A 20,652-nucleotide genomic window follows, 5' to 3' on the forward strand; every position below is an offset into this window, starting at 1 on the left:
ACATGTAGCTGCCGACGTAGTCGATCGCGTCGAAACCGCTCACCTGGTCGCTGTGCGGAGCCTCACGAGGGGTGAATTCGGGAAGCTCGTTGAGCTGGCCGGGAGCCAGTTCGAGGACCTTGGCCGGATCCACGTTGCCGGTCAGCTTCGAGGCGATCGCGTACATGAACGGCGGGTTCTCCGGATCCGGCGCCTTGGTGTAGACGATGGCGCCGTAGGCCCAGTCCGGGGTGCGATCCCCGGCCGGCGCCCAGTCCGGCGGGAACGGAAACTCGATCTTCGGGGTGCCGGGCTCATCCTTCTTGAACGGGACCTCGGCGATATTGTTCGCGACGATGTAGGCGTTGAGGTTGGCGCCCTCGGCACGGCCCTCGCCGTGCTCACCACCGGCGTTGCCGTGCGCCGGCGCGGGCGATCCGGTCCAGACGGTCGGTGTCGACTGCCCGGTGCCGGTGTAGGCCTTCTCGGTCGTCGGGGTGCACCCGGCCAGCACCAGGCCGACTGCCACCGCTGCGCCCGTCGCCATCGTGATCTTCTTCATGAGACCGCCATCCTCCGTCTTTGCCATGCTCAGCGCGAAACTTAACACGGTCTAGCCGTCTGTGACCCGATGTGCGGCCTCCAAAAGCATCCAACCTGACACCTGAACCGACAGGTCACGTTCGGCAGTGTGGGAGGCGTGCACCGCGCCGTCGGCGAAGCGCGCTCCCCCGACACCGGCGGCCGGAAGTTCAGCCGGCCGATCCCAGAACGCACTGAACAATGGCAGTCCGTCGACCGTCTGGCGGTTGCGCCAAGCGGCCTCGGCGGAGGCCAGCACGATGTCGTAGGCGGTGTTGCGGGCGGTGTCGTCCGCCTCGGTATCGCCGGGCAATTCGGTGGTCACCAGCGCCAGATACCGCGCCGTGATGCCGGCGAACAGACCGCCGTCTCCGCCTCCGCCGCCCACCAGCACCCCGTGCGGTGCCATGTTCTCCGCGACGGCCGCCACCAGCCGGTGCACCCGGCGGGCATGCCGATCATCTGAGGTCCGCACGGCCAGTTCGGTCTCGAGTCCGACCACGACGCCCTGGCAGTAGGTGTACTGGGCGCGCACGAGCGAACCGTCGTTGATCCCGTCGAACACCAGATGGGTTTCGGGATCGATCAGCGTTTCGTCGATCCAGTCGGCGATCTGCTGCGCCCGCCGCAACATCCCGTACCGGGCCAGGAAGATCCCGGCGGGCCCGTTGGCCGGGGCGTTGAAGAACTGATCCTGCTTCCGCCACGGGATTCCGCCGCCATCCTCGGGCGACCAGGAGTCGAAGAGTTGGGCCGCCAGCGTCCGCAGCGCCGCCGGTCGCTCGACGCCGACCAGCCGACCGGCGCGTTCCAGCGCCAGCGCCAGCCAGGCCATGTCGTCGTAGTAGCTGTTGGTCCAGCGGCCGGCGTTACGGATCCGGTGTCCGCGGATCTGACGGCGGATTCGCTCCACCCGTTCGGGCCGCGGATCGCGGAGCTGGGCGTCGACGAGAGTGTCCAGAAGATGGGCCTGCCACCAGTAGTGCCAGGAACCGAAGGCGCGGTCCCTGCGGGTGGGCGGCCAGCCGACCACGCCGAGCTGGGTGCGGGGCACCTGCCACAGCCGCCGCAGATGGCGTCCGGTGACCGCCTCCTCTGCACTGGCCGCGCGGCTCACCCACTGCTGGCTCATGGGCGGCAATCCTGCCCTACCAAGCCCTGCCGAGGTCCGCCCACTGCCTGATCCAGGTGTGCATGGCGATCCCGGCGGCCACCGCCGCGTTGACGCTGCGGGTTGATCCGAATTGGGCGATCGACACGGTCGCGGCGGCGCCGGACCGGATCTCCTCGGAGATGCCGGGCCCTTCCTGGCCGAACACCAGGAGAGCGTCGCGAGGCAAGGCGGTGGTCTCGATCGGGACCGCCCCCGCGATGTTGTCGACCGCGATGACCGTCAGTCCCGCCCCGGCCGCGAACCCCAGCAGTTCGGTGGTGCTGTCGTGATGGGACAGGTGCTGGTAGCGATCGGTCACCATGGCGCCGCGACGGTTCCACCGGCGCCGGCCGACGATGTGGACGGTGTGGACGGCGAACGCGTTGGCGGTGCGCACCACCGCGCCGATGTTGGCGTCGTTGCCGAAGTTCTCGATCGCGATGTGCAGCGGGTGTCTTCTGGTGTCGATATCGGCGACGATCGCCTCGCGCCGCCAATAGCGGTATGCGTCAACGACGTTGCGACTGTCACCGTGCTCGAGTAACTCGGGGTCATAGCGCGGGTCCTCGGGAAGGGGGCCGGAGTGGCTCGCCGACCATGGGCCGACTCCCGGGTCGCCCGTCGACCACTCGGTGGGGCCGGGATCGGGCCCTTCTGTCGACATGCTGGAAGGGTAGCCTCGGCCCAATGGGTTCTGATGATGACGCCGAATCCGTCGACCGCGGGGGGCGACCCGCACTCGTGGGCCACCCGCGCGTGACGCTGAAGCCCGACGCCGAGGGCCGCCGATCCGACTGCCAGAGCGTCACCGGCCATGTCACGGATAACCCCGGTGCAGCGTGGGGCGATGTCGCGATCCATGAATGGGAGCTCGAGGGCGAGGGTTGGGAAGACCTACACCCCCACGACGAGACCACCTACCTGCTGGCCGGCGAACTCGTTATCGAGTGCGAAGGGGCTTCGGTGACGCTTCATCCCGGTGATGCCGCGGTGGTGCGCGGTGGTCATCTCGGGCGCTATCTGGCCCACGGTTACGCACGCATGCTGGCCATCTATGGACCCAATCCGTCGGGCGCGCAGAGCTCGCGATTCCGTTCGTTCCGCTTCGACGACAACGCTGGGGCTTAGGTCGGCTGTGGGCCGACTTTAGGCCGACTGGAGCAGTTGCACCCTGCCGAACCGACCCGCGGGACGTCCGACGATCGCGATCTCCAGGTCCATCCCGCCCAGGTCGGACCTAACCGGCCAATCTGCATCCGCTGACGTGGTCGGCAACGCCACCCCGTCCAGCGCCCGCACCAACAGCGGTCCGGAAGCGGTGTGAAGTTCGGCGCCGGCCACCCTGCCGTATTCGATGATCAGGCGTTGCAGAGTGAGATCGCGATCCGGTTGAACATCATGTTCGTCTGCCTGGGCGGCCAGCCACCGCGCCAGTGCGCGGCCGCTGCGTTCGGCATCTGACGGATAGCCGCCGACAACGGCAGCCTCGATGCGCACGTTCTCATCGGTGAGCATCAGTGTGGTGTCGATATCGAAGGCGTCGGTGTAGAGAATGCCGAACGGCGTTGGCCAACACTGCCCTGCCCAGTCCCGTAGGTGTGCACCGACGAAGGTGTCGATCACGCGGCCGCGGGCCGGTTCGGCTTCGACCGGCCACGCGCGGGTAACCGGCAACGCCGCGACCGATTCCAGAGGCGACAGATCAGCTGTCATCTCAGCGAAGTAGGCCGAGGTGTCAGGGTCCCAGATCTGCGGCCGCGGAACGACCAGAACACTGCGGCCGTGCTGGACACCCGAGATCGCCTGTGCCGTCGGCCCGGGATCGATACCCACGCAGATGACATCGACAACCTCGTCCCAATCGAGTTCCGATTCCCGTTGCTCGTCCGGCTCCGGAAAGTCGTCGTCCCGGGCCCGTCTCGTCACTGCTCAGGCAGGTCGAGTTCGGCAAGTCCGAGGATGCTGCGGTAGGGCAGCCCCTCGGCCTCGATTGCCTCCGCCGCACCGGTTGCACGGTCGACGACGGTGGCGACACCGACGACCGTCGCGCCGGCCTCACGAAGGGCGCGCACCGCCGTCAGAGCCGAACCACCCGTCGTACTGGTGTCCTCCACGACCAGAACGCGGTTACCTTTAACCTCAGCACCTTCGATAAGCCTTTGCAACCCATGGGTTTTCGTTGCTTTCCGGACGACGAATGCGTCGATGGGACGCCCCGGTGTGTGCATGACGGCGCAGGCGACGGGATCGGCGCCCATGGTCAAACCCCCGACAGCAACGTAATCCCAATCCGCGGTCAGTTCGCGCATCAGGCGCCCGATCAGTGGGGCGGCTCGGTGGTGCAGGGTGGCGCGGCGAAGGTCGACGTAGTAGTCGGCCTCCTTGCCCGACGACAGGGTCACGCGGCCGAAGACCACCGACAACTGCCGGACCAGCCCGGCCAGTTCGGTACGGTCGGCATTGTCGAGATCAGGTACGGCCACGGCCTCGTCCTATCGTGTTGGTGAACGCGCGAACCAGTCCGCGCGGAATGATCCGTCCCACGCTCGTCAGCGCCTTGTACTGGAGACCCGGGATGCTGACGACTTTGCCCTTGGCAACGTCGGCCAGGCTCTCGGCGACGACATCGTCGACGGTCAGCCACATTGGACCGGGAAGCGACGACATGTCGATACCGGCCCGTTCGTGGAACTCGGTGTGCACGAATCCGGGGCAGACCGCGTGCACCCCCACACCGGTGCCGGCCAGTCCGTTGGCCAATCCTTCGGAGAAGAACACCACCCAGGCTTTCGACGCGGCATAGGTCGAACCACGGCCGGGCAGCAGGCCCGCGACGCTGGCGATGTTGATCACGGTTCCAGTGCCGGCGGCAAGCATCGACGGCAGGGCAGCGCGGGTCAGGTGCATCACCGCGGTGACATTGACGTCGAGTTGACGTTGCAGCACAACAGGTTCCGCGGTCCAGAACTCGCCGGAGGTGCCGAAGCCGGCATTGTTCACCAGTACCTGCACGCCCGTAGCGAGCCGGGCGCTGACCAGCTCGCGACCGTCGGCCTCGGAGAGATCGGCCACGAGCACCTCGACTGCGACACCGTGTGCGGCGGTCAGTTCATCGGCGAGGTTGGTGAGCCGGCCGGCGTCGCGGGCCACCAGAACAAGATCGTGGCCGTCGCGGGCAAACCGGCGGGCATAGCCCTCACCCAGACCCGAGGTGGGACCGGTCACGAGGGCGATAGGGCGCGGCACTCTGCCACCCTAACGGCGACCTCAGTGCTGGTAGTTGGGGGCCTGTGTGCCGCTGCGCGGCGGATCAGGAAGTGTGGTGGCCCGGCGTGCCGCCGATTGCGCGGCCGCGGCCTGTGCCGGAATCGGCGGAAGCACCCGCAGCAGATCGTTGAACTGCCGGACGGTGCGCATGCCCTCATCCCACTGTGCGCGGGTCGACGAGATCGGCATCGCCAGCAGCGTCCAATTCTGCTCGTTCCAGAGCACCTCGGCGCAGTCCGGCGCGGTATGGGCGAAGGTGACCATCCGACGGTCGCAGGCCCGCCGTGCCGCATCGAGGTTGTTCGAGTACACCATCCGCGGTCCGATGGCCCCGAGCAGCCAGACGTCACTTTCGCGCGGTTCCTTGACACCCTTGAGTCGCAGGTCCATCACGACGTTCGTGCCGACCTTGCGATGCAACGCGATCACGGTGGCGACATCCTCGAGATCGAAGACGTAGACCGCTTCGCCGCGGATCTGACCGAGCACCACATTGCGGGCGGTCACATCGCCGACCGTAGACATCACGCCGCGCTCCCAGCGATCGACGATCCGGCTGGACTCCTGCTCATAGTCGAAACCATGTGCGCGCGCCCAGGACTTTCGTCGACGGCCGAGCCCGCGACGACGGCCGATGTCGACATACAGCAATACCGCCGCACCGACGAAGCACAGTGCGGACAGCGTGAACCAGAACGGGACCATTCCCCCTAGCCTAACCGTTGCCCGCGGTTTACCAAGAGACCGTGCAGGTCACAACCGGGTCACCCTTTCCCCGCGAACAGACACAAACTCGCATCCGGGAGGCCGATTCGGTGCGAGTTTGTGTCTGTTCGGCGAGGCGTCAGCCCAGAATCAGACCGTCGCCGTCCGGGGAGACGTTGACCGGCACGACGTCACCGTCGTGGACCTCACCGGCCAGCAGCATCTTGGCCAACTGGTCGCCGATTGCCTGCTGGACCAGCCGACGCAGCGGCCGGGCTCCGTAGACCGGGTCGAACCCGCGCTCGGCGAGCCACTCCTTGGCCGGCAGCGACACCTGGAGTTCCAGTCGGCGCTGGGCCAGCCGCTTCTGCAGCTGCTCCAGCTGGATGTCGACGATCCGCACCAGTTCGTCGGGCTTGAGGCCCTCGAAGATCAGCACGTCGTCGAGGCGGTTGATGAACTCCGGTTTGAACGCCGATCGCACCGCCGCCATCACCTGCTCCTCGTCACCGCCCGACCCGAGGTTGGACGTCAGGATGAGGATGGTGTTGCGGAAGTCGACCGTACGGCCCTGACCATCGGTCAGCCGTCCTTCATCGAGCACCTGCAGCAGCACGTCGAACACGTCCGGGTGGGCCTTCTCGACCTCGTCGAAGAGCACCACCGTGTACGGCCGGCGCCGGACCGCTTCGGTCAGCTGACCGCCCTGGTCGTAACCGATGTAACCGGGAGGGGCGCCGACCAGACGGGCCACCGAGTGCTTCTCGCCGTACTCGCTCATGTCGATGCGGACCATGGCGCGCTCATCGTCGAACAGGAAGTCGGCCAGCGCCTTGGCCAGTTCGGTCTTGCCGACACCGGTGGGTCCGAGGAACAGGAAGGAGCCGGTGGGCCGATTGGGGTCGGCGACGCCGGCCCGGCTGCGGCGCACCGCATCAGAAACAGCGGCAACGGCCTTCTTCTGGCCGACGACCCGCCTGCCGAGTTCGTCCTCCATGCGCAGCAGCTTGGCGGTCTCACCCTCCATCAGCCGACCGGCCGGAATGCCGGTCCAGGCCGCCACCACGTCGGCGATATCGTCGGGCCCGACCTCTTCCTTGAGCATGACGTTCGCCTGCGCCTGTGCCTGCGGCAGTGCGGCATCCAGTTGCTTCTCGATCTCCGGAATGCGGCCGTAGCGCAGCTCGGCCGCCTTGGCCAGGTCGCCATCGCGCTCGGCACGCTCGGACTCACCGCGCAGGGTTTCCAACTGCTCCTTGAGATCGCGGACGATGTCGATGGCGTTCTTCTCGTTCTGCCATCTTGTCGTGAGCTCGGCCAGCTTCTCTTTCTGGTCGGCGAGCTCGGCGCGCAACTTCTCCAGACGTTCCTTGGAGGCGGCGTCCTCTTCCTTCTCCAGCGCCATCTCTTCGATCTCGAGGCGACGGACCAGACGCTCGACCTCGTCGATCTCGACGGGACGGGAGTCGATCTCCATTCGCAGCCGCGAACCGGCCTCGTCGACGAGGTCGATGGCCTTATCCGGCAGGAAGCGGCTGGTGATGTAGCGGTCACTGAGGGTTGCGGCCGCGACCAGTGCGGAGTCGGTGATCCGCACGCCGTGGTGGACCTCGTAGCGGTCCTTCAGGCCGCGCAGGATGCCGACGGTGTCCTCCACCGACGGCTCACCGACGAACACCTGCTGGAACCGGCGCTCAAGTGCGGCATCCTTCTCGATGTATTTGCGGTACTCCTCGAGCGTGGTGGCGCCGACCATCCGCAGCTCGCCGCGGGCCAGCATCGGCTTGATCATGTTGCCGGCGTCCATCGCGCCCTCACCGGCCGCGCCCGCACCCACGATGGTGTGCAGCTCGTCGATGAAGGTGATGATCTGCCCGGCCGAATTCTTGATGTCGTCGAGCACCGCCTTGAGCCGCTCCTCGAACTCGCCACGGTACTTCGCGCCGGCCACCATCGAACCCATGTCCAGGGAGACGACCGTCTTGTCGCGAAGGCTCTCCGGCACGTCGCCGTCAACGATGCGCTGGGCCAGACCCTCGACGATCGCCGTCTTGCCGACGCCGGGCTCGCCGATGAGCACCGGGTTGTTCTTGGTGCGCCGCGAGAGCACCTGGATGACGCGACGAATCTCGTTGTCGCGCCCCACCACCGGGTCGAGCTTGCCTTCGCGGGCGCGCGCGGTCAGGTCGGTGGAGTACTTCTCCAGTGCCTGATAGGTCGCCTCGGGGTCGGCGCTGGTGACCCGGCCGCTGCCGCGAACCTTCACGAACGCGTCGCGCAGCGCCTGCGGGGACGCGCCGGCGCCGGTGAGCAGCTTGGCGACATCGGAGTCACCCGCCGCAGCGGAGCGGCCCAACCCTCCGGCCAGGCCGACCAACAGGTGCTCGGTGGAGACGTATTCGTCATCCATCTCGGTGGCCAGTTGCTGGGCGGCGTTGATCGCCGCCAGGGACTCCCGGGACAGCTGCGGCTGCGAGGTCGCACCACTACTGGACGGGAGTCGTTCGACGAGTCGCTGCGCCTCGGCCCGGATGGTCGCCGGGTTGACGCCTACCGCCTCGAGCAGCGGTCCGGCGACACCGTCGGTCTGCGTGAGCAGTGCCGTCAGCAGATGGGCGGGCCGGATCTCCGGGTTGCCGGCCGCACTGGCGTCCTGCAATGCGGCGGTCAGGGCCGCCTGAGTCTTCGTGGTCGGGTTGAACGAGTCCACGACACCTCCATTTCGTCTGATCAAAGTCTGTCGAGGATTACAACACCAACAACATTGAGTCTGTTCCGCTCAAGTTTACTGAATCATCCACGGCGCGCGGTAGGGCCTTCGGCCATCTGTTGGCGGGTCACTATTCGAACATATGATCGACATAATCACCCCGTTGGATCTAAAATCCGGCGGTGGGCGAGCTGGCAGCGATCGGGTACAACGGCCAGCCATTGCGCCCGCCCCTGCGGCCGGTGCGACCGCCGCTGCCGGTTCTGGTGGATCTCGCGGCACTGTTCCCCCGCCACCCGCACCGGCGGGGGCACTACCAGCCCGGCGGTCTGCAACTACACAAGATCGTCGCAGGCACGCTGAGCTGCTGGGGCCTGTGCGAACAGGGCGAGTGGTGGGGCCTGGTCAGCTACGACGTCGCCTACGGCTCCGAGAGCCGCCCGGTCACCCACTGGGTGCCGGCCTGGATTTTGCGGCGCACGCCGGGCTGAACAACCTGAGGTGCGTTACGTTGCGCGACGTGACCAACACCGCCAGCACGGCCTTGGACGCGGCGGAGTTGATCCCACTGGCGCTCATCATCGCCCTGTCGCCGTTCTCCATCATCCCGGGGATCCTGGTGTTGCACACGCCCCGGCCGCGGCCGACGAGTCTGGCCTTCCTGGCCGGCTGGACACTGGGCATCGCGGGGGTGACAGCGGCGTTCGTCGCGGCCGCCGACATCACCCGGGGCCTGGGCAACCAGCCAGGCTGGGCACCGTATGTCCGGATCGGCATCGGGCTCGGCTTGATCGCCTGGGCCACCTACCGCTGGTTCACCCGCAACCGCTCTGCCACGAGCCCGAGGTGGTTGACGGCAATGACGTCAATCGGACCGCGTCGGGCATTCCTGACCGCGGCGGTCCTCACGGTGGCCAATGCCAAGGTGCTGCTGATGTGCGCGGCGGCCGGCATTGCGATCGGCACTTCATCACTCAGTGCCACAGGGGCCTGGGCGGTGGTGGTCGGCTTCACCGTCCTGGCGACGTCCACGGTGGCCGCGCCGGTTCTGGCCTTCCAGATCGCCGGCGACCGGCTCGATGGCCCACTGGCCAGACTCAAGACCTGGATGGAACAGAACCACACCGCCCTGATCGCCGCGATCCTGTTCATCATCGGCGTGGCCCTGCTGTACAAGGGAATTCACGGGCTCCAGCAGGTTCAGTGACTTTCGCCCCTTCCCTTCGCCGGTGTGATCCGGTGAGCATCAGCCTATGTGGGACAGTGCGGGGGGATCTGGATGAGGAAGGCCGTCGACTCGACTGGTGAGATCGATGCCATCGCATGGCAATTCTTGTGCTCCCCCTATACCGGCCAGCTGTACTGGGACTGGTCCATCGAGCGTCGCATCGACGCGTACCTTCGGCACCGGGGTCGTGCGGACATTCTCAATGACGGCGCCGCCTACGGAGCACTGATCGAACGGGTGTGGGAGAACTTCCCCCGCGCCCGCCGCGACGGCAAGCTCGACCGACACCCCTGAGGAGGCGGCGGTGGACAACGACACCATCATTCGCAAAGAGTCTGCCGACCTTAAGGTCACCCCTAACCTCGACGACTACGAGAAGACCCGCGCATCCTTCAGTTGGTCGCAGGTTCCTGATCTGTGCGCCGGTATGGGGTCCGGCTTGTGCAACATCGGGTACGCCGCGGTGGACAGGCATGCCGAAGGCCCCGAAGCCGGGCGCACCGCGCTGCGCTTCATCGCCGACGAGCCCGGTGCGGCAATCCTGAGCACCCACGACGTCAGCTACGCCGAACTAGGTCGGCTGACCCAGCGCTTCACCAATGTGCTGCGTGGCCTGGGGATCGGCAAGGGCGACAGGGTCTTCGTCATCATGGGACGCGTCCCCGAGCTCTACATCAGCATGCTCGGCGCCCTGCGTAACGGTAGCGTCGTCTCACCGCTGTTCTCCGCATTCGGTCCAGAGCCGATCGAAACACGGGTGAACATCGGATCGGCCGACGTGCTGGTGACCACGGCGGCGATCTACAAGCGCAAGATCGCCAAAATCCGCGACCAGATGCCCTCGGTCAGACATGTGCTGATCGTCGCCGGCCCGGGCGCTGAGGATATCGACGGCACGCAGAACTTCCACCGCCTGATGGATACGGCCTCCGATGTGGCCCCGATCGAGCCCACCACCGCCGAGGATCCGTCGCTGCTGCACTTCACCAGTGGAACCACCGGGACACCGAAGGGCGCCCAGCACGTCCACGGCGCGGTCGCCATGCATTACATCACCGGCCGATATGCCCTGGATCTGCACGACGGCGATATCTACTGGTGCACAGCCGATCCCGGTTGGGTGACCGGGACGGCATACGGCATCATCGCGCCTCTGCTGCACGGTGTCACCTCGATCATCGACGAGGCCGAGTTCGATGCCGAACACTGGTACCGGATTCTGCAGGATGAAGCCGTCACCGTTTGGTATACCGCTCCGACGGCGATCCGCATGCTGATCAAGGCCGGACCCGAACTGGCCGCGAAATACACATTCCCCCATCTGCGCTTCATCGCCAGCGTCGGCGAACCGCTCAACGCCGAAGCGGTGTGGTGGGGAAAGCGTGTGCTGGGCCTACCGATTCACGACAACTGGTGGCAGACCGAGACCGGCGGCATCATGGTCGCCAACACCCCCGCGTTCGATATCAAACCCGGCTCGATGGGCCGCCCGCTGCCGGGTGTGGATGTCTGCGTGGTGGATCACGACGATACGGAAGGGGCCGGCGGGGCCGTCAGAATCATCGACCAACCCGACATCGAAGGCGAACTCGCACTGCGCGTCGGCTGGCCGTCGATGTTCCGTGGCTACCTCAATCAGGAGGAGCGCTACCGCAAGTCGTTCCGCTCCGATCCCGGGGGGGACCTCTACCTGTCCGGGGATCTGGTCAAGCGCGACACCGACGGCTACCTGTGGTTCATCGGCAGGGCCGACGATGTCATCAAGGCCTCCGGCCACCTGATCGGGCCGTTCGAGGTGGAGAACGTCCTGACCGACCATCCCGCGGTCGCCGAGGCCGCGGTGATCGGCAAGCCGGACCCGACCTACGGCGCGATAGTCAAGGCCTTCGTCACACTCAAGACCGGCCATACCGGAGATGAGGAACTGCGCCGTGACCTGATGGGCCAGGCTCGCAAACGACTCGGTGCAGCGGTGGCCCCCAAGGAGATCGATTTCGTCGACTCGTTGCCGCACACCCGCAGCGGCAAGATCATGCGCCGGCTGCTCAAAGCCCGCGAACTCGGCCTGGCAGAGGGTGATACCTCGACGTTGGAATCACCTGCGGGAGAGGTGAAGTCATGACGGCAGCGTCTCCCCCGGCCACCGATCCGATCCTGGCGCGGGAACTGCTGACCGACATGATCCGAATCAGGCGGATGGAGGAGAAGTGCGCCGAGATGTACAGCGCCGGAAAGATCCGTGGCTTCCTGCACCTCTATGTCGGCGAAGAAGCGGTGGCGGCGGGCTCCCTGCGGGTGCTCGGACCGCAGGACGCGGTGATCGCCACCTACCGGGAGCACGCACACGCCCTGATGCGCGGAATCCCGATGACCGAAATCATGGCTGAGATGTTCGGCAAGCAGGAGGGCTGCTCCGGCGGGCGTGGCGGGTCGATGCATCTGTTCGACGCACAGCGGCGGTTTTACGGCGGCAACGCGATCGTGGCCGGCGGGCTGCCGACCGCTGCTGGACTCGCCTTCGCCGATGCTCAGCTGCAGCGCAACCAGGTATCCGCCTGCTACTTCGGTGAAGGTGCGATAGCAGAGGGAGCCTTTCACGAGACCCTGAACATGGCGCAGCTGTGGAAGCTGCCGGTGCTGTTCTGTTGCGAGAACAACGGCTACGCGATGGGTACCTCCATCGAACGGGAGCTCTCCGACGTCGATCTGATCACCCTGGCCGAGTCCTACCGGATTCCCGCCGCCAGTGCCGACGGAATGGACGTGCTGGCCAGCCACACCGCCATGCAGCACGCCGTCGATCACATCCGGATGCGCGGCGGTCCGTTCTTTCTGGAGTTCCGCACCTACCGCTTCCGCCCGCACTCGATGTTCGACCCGGAGCTCTATCGGGACAAAGCCGAAGTCGAGAAGTGGAAGGAACACGACCCGATCGCGACGTTCACCGAGAGCTGCCTCACCGGCGGCTTGCTGACCGCCGAAGACGTCGAGGCCATCGAGCAAGCGGTGGCCACCGAGGTAGATGGATCCGTGGCCTATGCGGAGGCGGGCACCCTGGAGAGTGTGGACACCCTCGAGCGCCATCTGATGACACCGGCTGGCGCAGCGGTGATTTCGTGAAAGCCACCTATCGCGGTGCCGTGCATGACGCCATCGCCGACGCCCTGCGGGCCGACGAGCGGGTGGTGTTGCTCGGGGAGGACGTCGGCCGGTACGGCGGTACCTACGCGGTGTCGAAGGGACTGCTCGAGGAGTTCGGACCGGACCGCATCCGGGATACACCGATCTCGGAGTTGGGCTTCGTCGGCATCGGCATCGGCGCCGCGCTGAACGGCCTGCGACCCATCGTCGAGGTGATGACGGTGAACTTCAGTCTGCTCGCGCTCGACCAGATCGTGAACACGGCGTCGGCGCTGCGACACATGTCAGGGGGACAGTTCTCCGTCCCCCTGGTGGTTCGGATGGCCACCGGAGCCGGACGTCAACTGGCCGCTCAGCATTCGCACAGCCTGGAGAACTGGTACGCCCACATCCCCGGGATCACGGTGCTGGCGCCGGCCACCGTGGCCGACGCCTACGGGATGTTGCGCAGTGCCCTGGCCGACCCCGACCCGGTGGTCATTTTCGAGCACGTTGGTCTTTACAACCTGTCGGCGGACATCGACGAACTGGTGCCCACCGATATCGCGCGGGCGGCGGTGCGGCGCAGCGGCAGCGATGTCACCGTGATCACCTACGGCGGATGCCTACCCAAGGCACTCGACGCCGCCGAGCAACTGTCCCAGAACGACATCGACTGCGAGGTGATCGATCTGCGGGTGCTGCGCCCACTCGACGATGCGACGATCCTGAAGTCGGTGCGCAAGACGCACCGGGTGGTGGTCGTCGATGAGGCCTGGCACACCGGCAGCCTGGCGGCCGAGATCAGCGCCCGCATCGTCGAGCGGGCCTTCTACGAACTCGACGCGCCGATCGCGCGGGTGTGCACCATGGAGGTCCCCATTCCCTACGCCAAACATCTGGAGCAGGCGGCCCTACCCCAGCCCGAGAAGATCGTGGCGGCAGTCCGGGGATTGTTCGGGGATGAACGGGGGGCCGGAGCGCAGCGACCCGGGGTGGACGAACAGTGATCGAATTCCTGATGCCCGCCCTGGGCGCCGATATGGACGAGGGCACCCTCGACGAGTGGCGCATCGCCCCCGGCGACACCGTGACGCGCGGACAGATCGTCGCGGTGGTCGAAACCACCAAGGCTGCAGTCGAGATCGAGTGCTGGCACGACGGCGTGGTGGGCGAGCTGTTGGTGTCGGTGGGCCAGACCGTGGCCGTCGGCACCCCGCTGGCCACCTTGCTGGAACCCGGCGAACAGCCGGGTGCGGTCACGCCACCGGCCGCCACCAGCCCGATCGTCTTCCCCGCAGCCCCGCAGCAGGCGCCTGCCGAGGCCGCTCCGGTCGGTCATCGGCTCTGGGTCTCCCCGGTTGCCCGGCGCACCGCGGGCTCACTCGGCGTCGACCTGAAGACCGTCAGCGGCACCGGGCCACAGGGCGCGATCACCCTGCACGATGTCGAGCACGCGGCCGCGGCCGCACATCACCAGAGCCCCAAGCCACCGCCGCCCAAGCCGGCCCCGGCTGACGGGACCGCGGCGCCGATTTCGGCCGCCGATAAGGCCAGGGCGCGCGGAGCCGCGATGCGCGCCTCGATCGCCGCGGCGATGAGCCGCTCCAAGCGCGAGATACCGCACTACTACCTCGCAGACGAGATCATCCTCGACACCGCACTGTCATGGTTGACCGAACAGAACGCCGGCCTACCCATCACTGAACGGCTGCTGCCCGCCGTGCTGCAACTCAAGGCAGTCGCGCTGGCAAGCGTCAAGTTCGGCGAGTTCAACGGCTTCTGGCGCGACGAGTGTTTCGAACCGGCCTCCGGTCAGCATGTGGGCGTGGCGATTTCGTTGCGCGGTGGCGGTCTGGTGGCCCCGGCTATCCACGACGTCTCGGAGAAGACGCTCACCGAACTGATGGCGGATCTGTCCGACCTGGTGGCGCGGGCGCGGGCCGGGTCGCTGCGTAGTTCGGAGATGTCGGATCCGACGATCACCGTGACCAACCTCGGCGACAAGGGTGTCGACTCGGTGTTCGGCGTGATCTACCCCGAGCAGGTCGCCATCGTGGGGTTCGGCCGTCCGGCTCAGCGGGTGGTCGTGGTGGACGGCGGAATCCGGGTCGCCACCACGGTTCATGCGAGTCTGGCCGCCGACCACCGGGCCAGCGACGGCGCCCGCGGCGCACTGTTCCTGGCCGAGATCAACCGGCTGCTACAGCAGCCACAGGACCTGTGAGGAAGGGAGCACTGTGAGCACCAGAGACGACATCCGGGCCGGAGTGGTGGCGGAATTGATCTCGATCGCCCCCGAAATTGAAGAAGGGGACCTCAGTGATTCCGAGCTGCTGCGCGATCAGGTCGACCTCGACTCGATGGACTGGCTCAACTTCCTGGTCCGGCTGCACACGCGATTCGAGGTCGACATCCCCGAATCGAAATATGCCTCGCTGCGCAGCATCGACGATCTGACGGGCTATATCAGCGCCCACCAGTAGGCGCGCTTATCAAGCGCGGATCATCCGTGGCACAATCCAGCAATGGCTCAGCTGCCCTCCATCGTGTTGAAGGACCCGTCGTCCGCCCTCACCGCCACCTTCGTGCCGTCAGCCGGAATGGTGTGCACCTCGCTGTCCGACGGCGGCATCGAGCTGCTCGGCCAGCGTCGCGGGCTGAACGCCTACCTGACCACCGGCAAGACCATGGGCATCCCCATCCTCTATCCGTTCGCGAACCGGCTGAGCGCGAACGGATACGGCGTCGACGGCGGCGCGGTCACCCTGACCCCCGGTGTAGGCGGGGTGCGTTCCGATGAACACGGCCTGGTGATCCACGGAGTGCTGGCGGCCTACCCCGGCTGGCTGGTGAAGCAGGGCGCCGATCACAAGCTCACCGCCGATCTGGACTACGGCGGCCAGCCCCGGCTACTGAGCAGCTTCCCGTTCCCGCACGTCGTCACGCTCGACATCAAGCTCAAGGACCGGGCACTGACCATCGCGACGACTGTCACCCCGACCACCTCGGCGTCAGTGCCACTGTGCTTCGGCTTCCACCCCTACCTGACCATCCCGGACGTGCCGCGCTCGCAGTGGCGCCTGGAAATGCCGCCGCTGCGGCACCTGCCGGTAGACAACTGGGGCATCCCGACCGGAGCCACCGAAGACTGGGCAGCCTTCTCGGATCGGTTGGGCGACAGGGTGTTCGACGACGGCTTCGACGAGGTGCCCCCCGGTGGCAAGTTCGCCCTCTCGGGTGGCAATCGGCGTATCGAGGTGATCTTCAACCAGGGCTATCCGGCCGTGCAGATCTTCGCCCCGGCCAATGACGACGTGGTGGGCATCGAACCGATGACCGCCCCGACGAACGCGTTACGCAAGGGTGGCTACAACGTCGCGGTGCCGGGACGCCCGGCGTCGGCGTCGTTCACCATCAAAGTGAGCTAAGCCGCGCCGTATCTGATCCTGCCGGTGGCGGGACCAAAGTCGAAGAAGTGACTGCTGTTCGGGGCGACGGCCGGTATCTCTGACGGCAGATTCACCCCGGCCAGAGATTCGGCGACTGCCGCCGAGACCGCGATCGTCGCGGTCGTCGCACCGGCGGTCACGATGGCGGCCAGATTACCGAAGAGGTTGTCCCCGAGGACTGCGCGAACACCCGCACCGACGGCGTTGCCGAGCGCATCCTGGAGTCCCGGGCGCGTGATGACCAGATCCAGCACCTCGGTCACGACGTCGTTGATCGACGATCCACCAAGTAGGTTCAGCGCCACGGTGCTGGCCAGTTGAGACACCGCCGGGTCCGCCAGCAGTGAGGTCACCGCACCAGCGCTGGCCTGAACGGCGACCATCTGCAATATCGGCCCGGTCACACCTACCTGACTCAGCAGAGTGGCGACCGCCGCACCCGCAGCGCGTCCCAGACCATCCCGCGCGCCGGTGTCGCCGAACAGCGAATCGAGAAGCTGAGGAACGGTCAGTCCGAGCGCACCGGAGATCACCGGATCGGTGCGCAGTTCGTTGAGTGCGGCCAGCAGCGTAGGGACGGGCGGTGAACCCTGCAGCAGATCAGAGGTGAGTGTTCCCAGGACGCTGCCGAGCAGACTCCCCAGGCCGTCGTAGCCGAGCGCAGTCGCCGACGCGACATCCAATGACCCGACGAGACCCGCGACGAACGGTGCGTAGGACAACAGGGTCGTCACCGCAACGCCGACGGTGGGCCCCAGCACCCGACCCAGATCGCCACCGGCCGCATCGGTGATCGCGGCGTTGAGTTGTTCGCCGAGCCACTGCACGACTGCGGCATCACCGGCGATACCGCCGATCAGATCGGAGATCGCCGTGTCGACCGCTGGAACGATCCCCGGACCGACCAGCGAGCTGACTGCGGTCCTGACCGTATTGCCCAGCGCGACTTCAAAATTCGGATCAGAGAGTAATCCGGGGAGGACGTCGGTGGCGACCATCAGGAAGCTTGGGAAGCTCAGATCCGTCGGAAGGAACGTCGTCACGAGCCGGCCCACGGTGTCGCCCAGGACCGACATCACACCCGGCGTATTCAAGAGCGCGTCAAGAGCCGGTGTGATCGCCACACCCAATTGCGTACTCAGTGCGGGACTGGCCAGAAGTCCGACAACGGTGTTGGCCAGCGCTGACCCGATGCCGGTACCCACCGCACCGGGTAGTGCCGCGGCGACCAGATCCGAGATCGATTCGCCGACCAAAGACTGCACCTGTGCGTCGCCGATCACCTGCATCACCAGCATCGCCACCGCCGGCCCCAGCGCCGGAGCCACTGCGGGATCGGATAACACCGGGCCAACTGTCGAGGTGACGAGGTCGCCGATTTCGGCATCGAATACCGGATCGCCCCGCAGCACGGCGAATACCGTCAGCAGCGCGGTCAGCGGCGCATCGCCGGCCAGCACAGCATCAGCCGCTTGGTTGACGGCCCCGGTCAGCATCTCGGCTACGCCCGGCATACCCAGGAATCGCGCCACCGCGGGTCCCAGACCCGCCGAGAGCGGCTGAATCAGAACGGGGTCGGCCAGCAGACTCTGCACGAGATCACCCACCGGCGAGGCCAGTGCGGTGCCGATCTGGCCTCCGATCCACGACGGGATGAACCCGCCTACCAGGCTGGCGACCATCATCCGCAGGTCCGCGTCACCCAGAAGCGACGGAACCACCATCGTCAACGCCGTGGCCAGATCATCACCGAGATTCGGATCCGACAGCAACGGAACCAGCAATGCGGTCACGGCGCTGTTGATCGACATGGTGAATAGGGGGTCACCACCGAGAGAACCGAGGAGCTGTGAGAGCGTCGTGGTCAGCGGTGCGCCCTGAAGTGCCCCATCGGCGATCTGCGCTCCGGCGCCACCCACCAATGCCCCGAAACCTGGATAGCCCAGCAGCGCGGTCACCGAAGCACCAAGTGAGGCAACCAGTTTGGTCACAACCTGCGGGTCAGACAGCAGGGTGACCACAATGTCGCTGACCGCAGGACCTAGTGCCATACCGAGATCACCGCCGACCTGCACGCCGATGATCGAGTTCAGTTCGGCCCCGACGTAGGGAACGATTCGCGGGTCGGCGAGCACCTGCATCACCAATGTCGACACCGCCGATCCCAGCGCCGTCACCACCGTGCGATCGGCAAGCAGCGGACCCAGCAACGCCGTCGCGGCGCTGTCCAGTGCATCGGCGAACACCGGGTCAGCAGCCAACAGCGCCAGCAAGTCCGCCGAAAGCGGCGCACCCTGCAGCGCATTGACCGCCAGCGTGATGGCCACGCCGCCGCTCAGATCACCCAGACCGGGATAACTCAGAAGGGTGACGACCGCGTTGTTGATCGACCCCGCCAACACCGACACCACCCCGGTGTTGGACAACAGACCCAGTAATGCATCGCTGACCGCCGGCCCCAACGCCATTCCGAGTTCGCCACCGAGCTGGGTGGCGATCACCGACTGCAACTGCTCGCCCGCATACGACGGAAGGCCCGGATCGTCGAGCACCTGCATCACCAGCGTCGACACCGTCGATCCCAGCGTCGTCACGAACCCACGATCGGACAGCAGCGGGTTCAACAACGCCTTCGCGGCGCTGTCGAGCGCTCCGACGAACACCGGGTCGGCGGCCAACGAGGCCGGCAAGTCCGCCGGCGGCGGTGTGCCCTCCAACCCTCCGATCGTCAGTGAACCGACCAGACCGCTGACCAGATCGCCCAGGCCCGGATAGCTCAGCAGGGCGACCACCGCGTCATCGACCGAACCCGCCAGCGCGGACACCACCCGGGTATTGGACAGCAGACCGAGCACCGCGCCACTGACCGCAGATCCCAGCGCCGTCCCGAGTTCGCCACCGAGCTGGCTGACGATCACCGACTGCAACTGCCCGCCGACAAAGGACAGGAGTTGCGGATCGTCGAGTATTTGCATCACCGCCGTCGCCACGGCCGACCCCACCGCCGACGGCAACCTGACGTCATTGAGCAGCCCACCCGCCACCGTGGTGACCGCGATACCGATCTGGGTGTCCAACACCGCCGGCAGCACGATGGGCGCCGAGGTACCGGCCAACGCAGCCGACACGGCCTGGCCGATCGTCGATGTCAGTGCCGCAGCCACCCCCGGCGCCGCAAGGAGATTGGTGGCGGCGATGCCAAGATACGCCGCAACCGAACTCACCAGGGCCGGTGAAGCCAGCAGGTTTTGAACCAATCCGCTCAGTGCCGGCGCCAGAGCCGCTCCGAGCGCACCGCCGATCTGGGGCTGGATCAGCCCGGCGATGATATCGCCGATGATCCCCCGGAAGCCGTTGTCGCCCAGCACTTGTGGAACTGCTGCTGCCAGTGCCGACCCGATATCGGTGTCGAACACCGGATTGGACAGCAGTGGGAACACCGCCGCAGTCACCGTCGCACTGATGGCAGAGGTGAAGGCCGGGTCACCGCTCAATGACGTGATCACCGCCGCCCCGGCCGTCTGCAGCGGTGTGCCGCCCAGCGCCGCGGTCACCAACTGGCCGACCGCGCCGCCGAGTGCGGTGGCGATGCCCGACGATCCCAGTAGCGTGGTCAGGGCCGCACCCATCGCATCGGCCAGGCCGTTGGCACCGGCGTTGGCGAGCAGTCCTGTTACTACGTTGCCCAGCGTGGCGGGCAGTGTCGAGGACCCAAGGCCGTCGGGAAGCAGCGGGCCCACCAGACTCGCCAGCTCGCCGCCGATGAAGCCCAACGCCAGCAGATTGGAGCTCAGATCCACCAGCGATGTCCGCGCCGTGGCGCCGAGAGCCGAGACGAACGCCTGATCCGTCAGCAGCGAGGCCACCGCGGCGCTGACCGTGGTACCCGCCGTCGCGGCCAATCCGGTCATCGCATCGGTGATCGCGGTCATCGGATCCGTGCCGTCGATCGTGACGACCAGGATGGAAACCACGGCGGCGCTGAGTTGTTGCAACGCACCCGGGGTGGCGTCGAAGGTCGTGAGCGCGGTGGTGACCACATCGCCCAGGGCGTCGCTGACACCGGTGGCCCCCAGGAAGCCGGCCACGGCATTGCCCAGCACCGTGCCCAGTGCCGCCGCCCCCGGGCCGCCGCCCAGCAGCGAGCCCACCGCCGAGGCGATCGCGGAACCCGCAAACTGCTGCACCGGGACGGCGGCGACGATATCGGTCACCAGCGAGCCCACCGCCGAGACCACCGTCTGATCCCCCAGCACCGACGACAACACCGCCATGACCGTCGAGGCGATCCCGCCGGTGAAACCGGGCTGACCGAACAACTGCACGAGAGCCGTGTTCAGAGCCGACGCCTGCGGGACACCGAGAAGAATGTTGGACCCGAACTGAGCCAAGGTCGCCGTCAGCGGGCCCAGCGCAGCGGGCTGCGACAACGCCGAGACGAGCGTGCTCAGCGCGG

General features: G+C 66.7%; 19 protein-coding genes. 10 read left to right on the forward strand and 9 right to left on the reverse strand.

Features of this window, described 5'->3' with window-relative positions; genetic code table 11:
• The 3 genes from ACR2JI_RS09420 to ACR2JI_RS09430 all read right to left on the reverse strand — a co-directional run.
• A partial coding sequence (locus ACR2JI_RS09420; RefSeq protein ID WP_526389814.1) for an LpqN/LpqT family lipoprotein occupies positions 1 to 541 on the reverse strand: 541 nt, incomplete at its 3' end.
• A gap of 51 nt (positions 542 to 592) precedes the next feature.
• The gene (locus ACR2JI_RS09425) at positions 593 to 1,693 is read right to left on the reverse strand and encodes a glycoside hydrolase family 76 protein (protein WP_526389815.1); all 1,101 of its coding nucleotides are present in this window, start codon (positions 1,691 to 1,693) and stop codon (positions 593 to 595) included.
• 16 nt (positions 1,694 to 1,709) lie between these two features.
• Entirely contained in the window at positions 1,710 to 2,378 is a 669-nt protein-coding gene (locus tag ACR2JI_RS09430; RefSeq protein WP_526389816.1) for a TrmH family RNA methyltransferase, read from the reverse strand.
• Between the two features lie 23 nt (positions 2,379 to 2,401).
• On the opposite strand from ACR2JI_RS09430, the gene ACR2JI_RS09435 reads away from it, so the two are divergent.
• Positions 2,402 to 2,842, forward strand: a complete 441-nt coding sequence (locus ACR2JI_RS09435; RefSeq protein WP_526389817.1) for a cupin domain-containing protein — start codon at positions 2,402 to 2,404, stop codon at positions 2,840 to 2,842.
• 18 nt (positions 2,843 to 2,860) lie between these two features.
• Here ACR2JI_RS09435 and ACR2JI_RS09440 read toward each other — a convergent pair whose 3' ends face one another.
• From ACR2JI_RS09440 to clpB, 5 genes are all read right to left on the reverse strand, one after another.
• Positions 2,861 to 3,640, reverse strand: coding sequence for a hypothetical protein (locus tag ACR2JI_RS09440; RefSeq protein WP_526389818.1), 780 nt, complete (start codon positions 3,638 to 3,640; stop codon positions 2,861 to 2,863).
• A complete protein-coding gene (pyrE, locus tag ACR2JI_RS09445; RefSeq protein ID WP_526389819.1) occupies positions 3,637 to 4,197 on the reverse strand; it encodes an orotate phosphoribosyltransferase in 561 nt (186 codons plus the stop codon). Before pyrE ends, ACR2JI_RS09440 begins: the two co-directional genes overlap by 4 nt.
• Entirely contained in the window at positions 4,184 to 4,960 is a 777-nt protein-coding gene (locus ACR2JI_RS09450; protein WP_526389820.1) for an SDR family NAD(P)-dependent oxidoreductase, read from the reverse strand. Before ACR2JI_RS09450 ends, pyrE begins: the two co-directional genes overlap by 14 nt.
• Before the next feature lie 21 nt (positions 4,961 to 4,981).
• Positions 4,982 to 5,686: a trehalose monomycolate transport factor TtfA gene (gene ttfA, locus ACR2JI_RS09455; RefSeq protein ID WP_526389821.1), complete on the reverse strand. Its 705-nt coding sequence runs from the start codon at positions 5,684 to 5,686 to the stop codon at positions 4,982 to 4,984.
• A gap of 139 nt (positions 5,687 to 5,825) precedes the next feature.
• Complete coding sequence (gene clpB, locus ACR2JI_RS09460) at positions 5,826 to 8,396, reverse strand: ATP-dependent chaperone ClpB (protein WP_526389822.1); 2,571 nt, start codon at positions 8,394 to 8,396, stop codon at positions 5,826 to 5,828.
• A gap of 182 nt (positions 8,397 to 8,578) precedes the next feature.
• On the opposite strand from clpB, the gene ACR2JI_RS09465 reads away from it, so the two are divergent.
• From ACR2JI_RS09465 to ACR2JI_RS09505, 9 genes are all read left to right on the forward strand, one after another.
• Positions 8,579 to 8,887, forward strand: coding sequence for a hypothetical protein (locus tag ACR2JI_RS09465; RefSeq protein WP_526389823.1), 309 nt, complete (start codon positions 8,579 to 8,581; stop codon positions 8,885 to 8,887).
• Between the two features lie 29 nt (positions 8,888 to 8,916).
• Positions 8,917 to 9,603 (forward strand): GAP family protein, encoded by a 687-nt coding sequence (locus ACR2JI_RS09470; protein ID WP_526389824.1) that lies wholly within the window; start codon positions 8,917 to 8,919, stop codon positions 9,601 to 9,603.
• A gap of 72 nt (positions 9,604 to 9,675) precedes the next feature.
• Positions 9,676 to 9,918 carry a hypothetical protein gene (locus ACR2JI_RS09475; RefSeq protein ID WP_526389825.1) on the forward strand — a complete coding sequence of 81 codons (243 nt, stop codon included), beginning with the start codon at positions 9,676 to 9,678 and terminating at the stop codon, positions 9,916 to 9,918.
• Positions 9,919 to 9,928: 10 nt separating this feature from the next.
• The gene (gene acsA, locus ACR2JI_RS09480) at positions 9,929 to 11,746 is read left to right on the forward strand and encodes an acetate--CoA ligase (RefSeq protein ID WP_526389826.1); all 1,818 of its coding nucleotides are present in this window, start codon (positions 9,929 to 9,931) and stop codon (positions 11,744 to 11,746) included.
• Positions 11,743 to 12,744: a pyruvate dehydrogenase (acetyl-transferring) E1 component subunit alpha gene (gene pdhA / locus ACR2JI_RS09485; protein ID WP_526389827.1), complete on the forward strand. Its 1,002-nt coding sequence runs from the start codon at positions 11,743 to 11,745 to the stop codon at positions 12,742 to 12,744. Before acsA ends, pdhA begins: the two co-directional genes overlap by 4 nt.
• Complete coding sequence (locus ACR2JI_RS09490) at positions 12,741 to 13,754, forward strand: alpha-ketoacid dehydrogenase subunit beta (RefSeq protein ID WP_526389828.1); 1,014 nt, start codon at positions 12,741 to 12,743, stop codon at positions 13,752 to 13,754. The genes pdhA and ACR2JI_RS09490 overlap by 4 nt, the downstream gene beginning before the upstream one ends.
• Positions 13,751 to 14,971, forward strand: coding sequence for a 2-oxo acid dehydrogenase subunit E2 (locus tag ACR2JI_RS09495; protein ID WP_526389829.1), 1,221 nt, complete (start codon positions 13,751 to 13,753; stop codon positions 14,969 to 14,971). The genes ACR2JI_RS09490 and ACR2JI_RS09495 overlap by 4 nt, the downstream gene beginning before the upstream one ends.
• Before the next feature lie 13 nt (positions 14,972 to 14,984).
• Positions 14,985 to 15,230, forward strand: coding sequence for an acyl carrier protein (locus ACR2JI_RS09500; RefSeq protein ID WP_526389830.1), 246 nt, complete (start codon positions 14,985 to 14,987; stop codon positions 15,228 to 15,230).
• Positions 15,231 to 15,272: 42 nt separating this feature from the next.
• Entirely contained in the window at positions 15,273 to 16,175 is a 903-nt protein-coding gene (locus ACR2JI_RS09505; RefSeq protein ID WP_526389831.1) for an aldose 1-epimerase, read from the forward strand.
• Here ACR2JI_RS09505 and ACR2JI_RS09510 read toward each other — a convergent pair.
• The coding region (locus ACR2JI_RS09510) for a beta strand repeat-containing protein (RefSeq protein ID WP_526389832.1) at positions 16,172 to 20,652 on the reverse strand (4,481 nt) is incomplete at its 5' end. The genes ACR2JI_RS09505 and ACR2JI_RS09510 overlap by 4 nt on opposite strands.

This window comes from Mycobacterium sp. (genome assembly GCF_051006775.1).
GTDB lineage: Bacteria > Actinomycetota > Actinomycetes > Mycobacteriales > Mycobacteriaceae > Mycobacterium.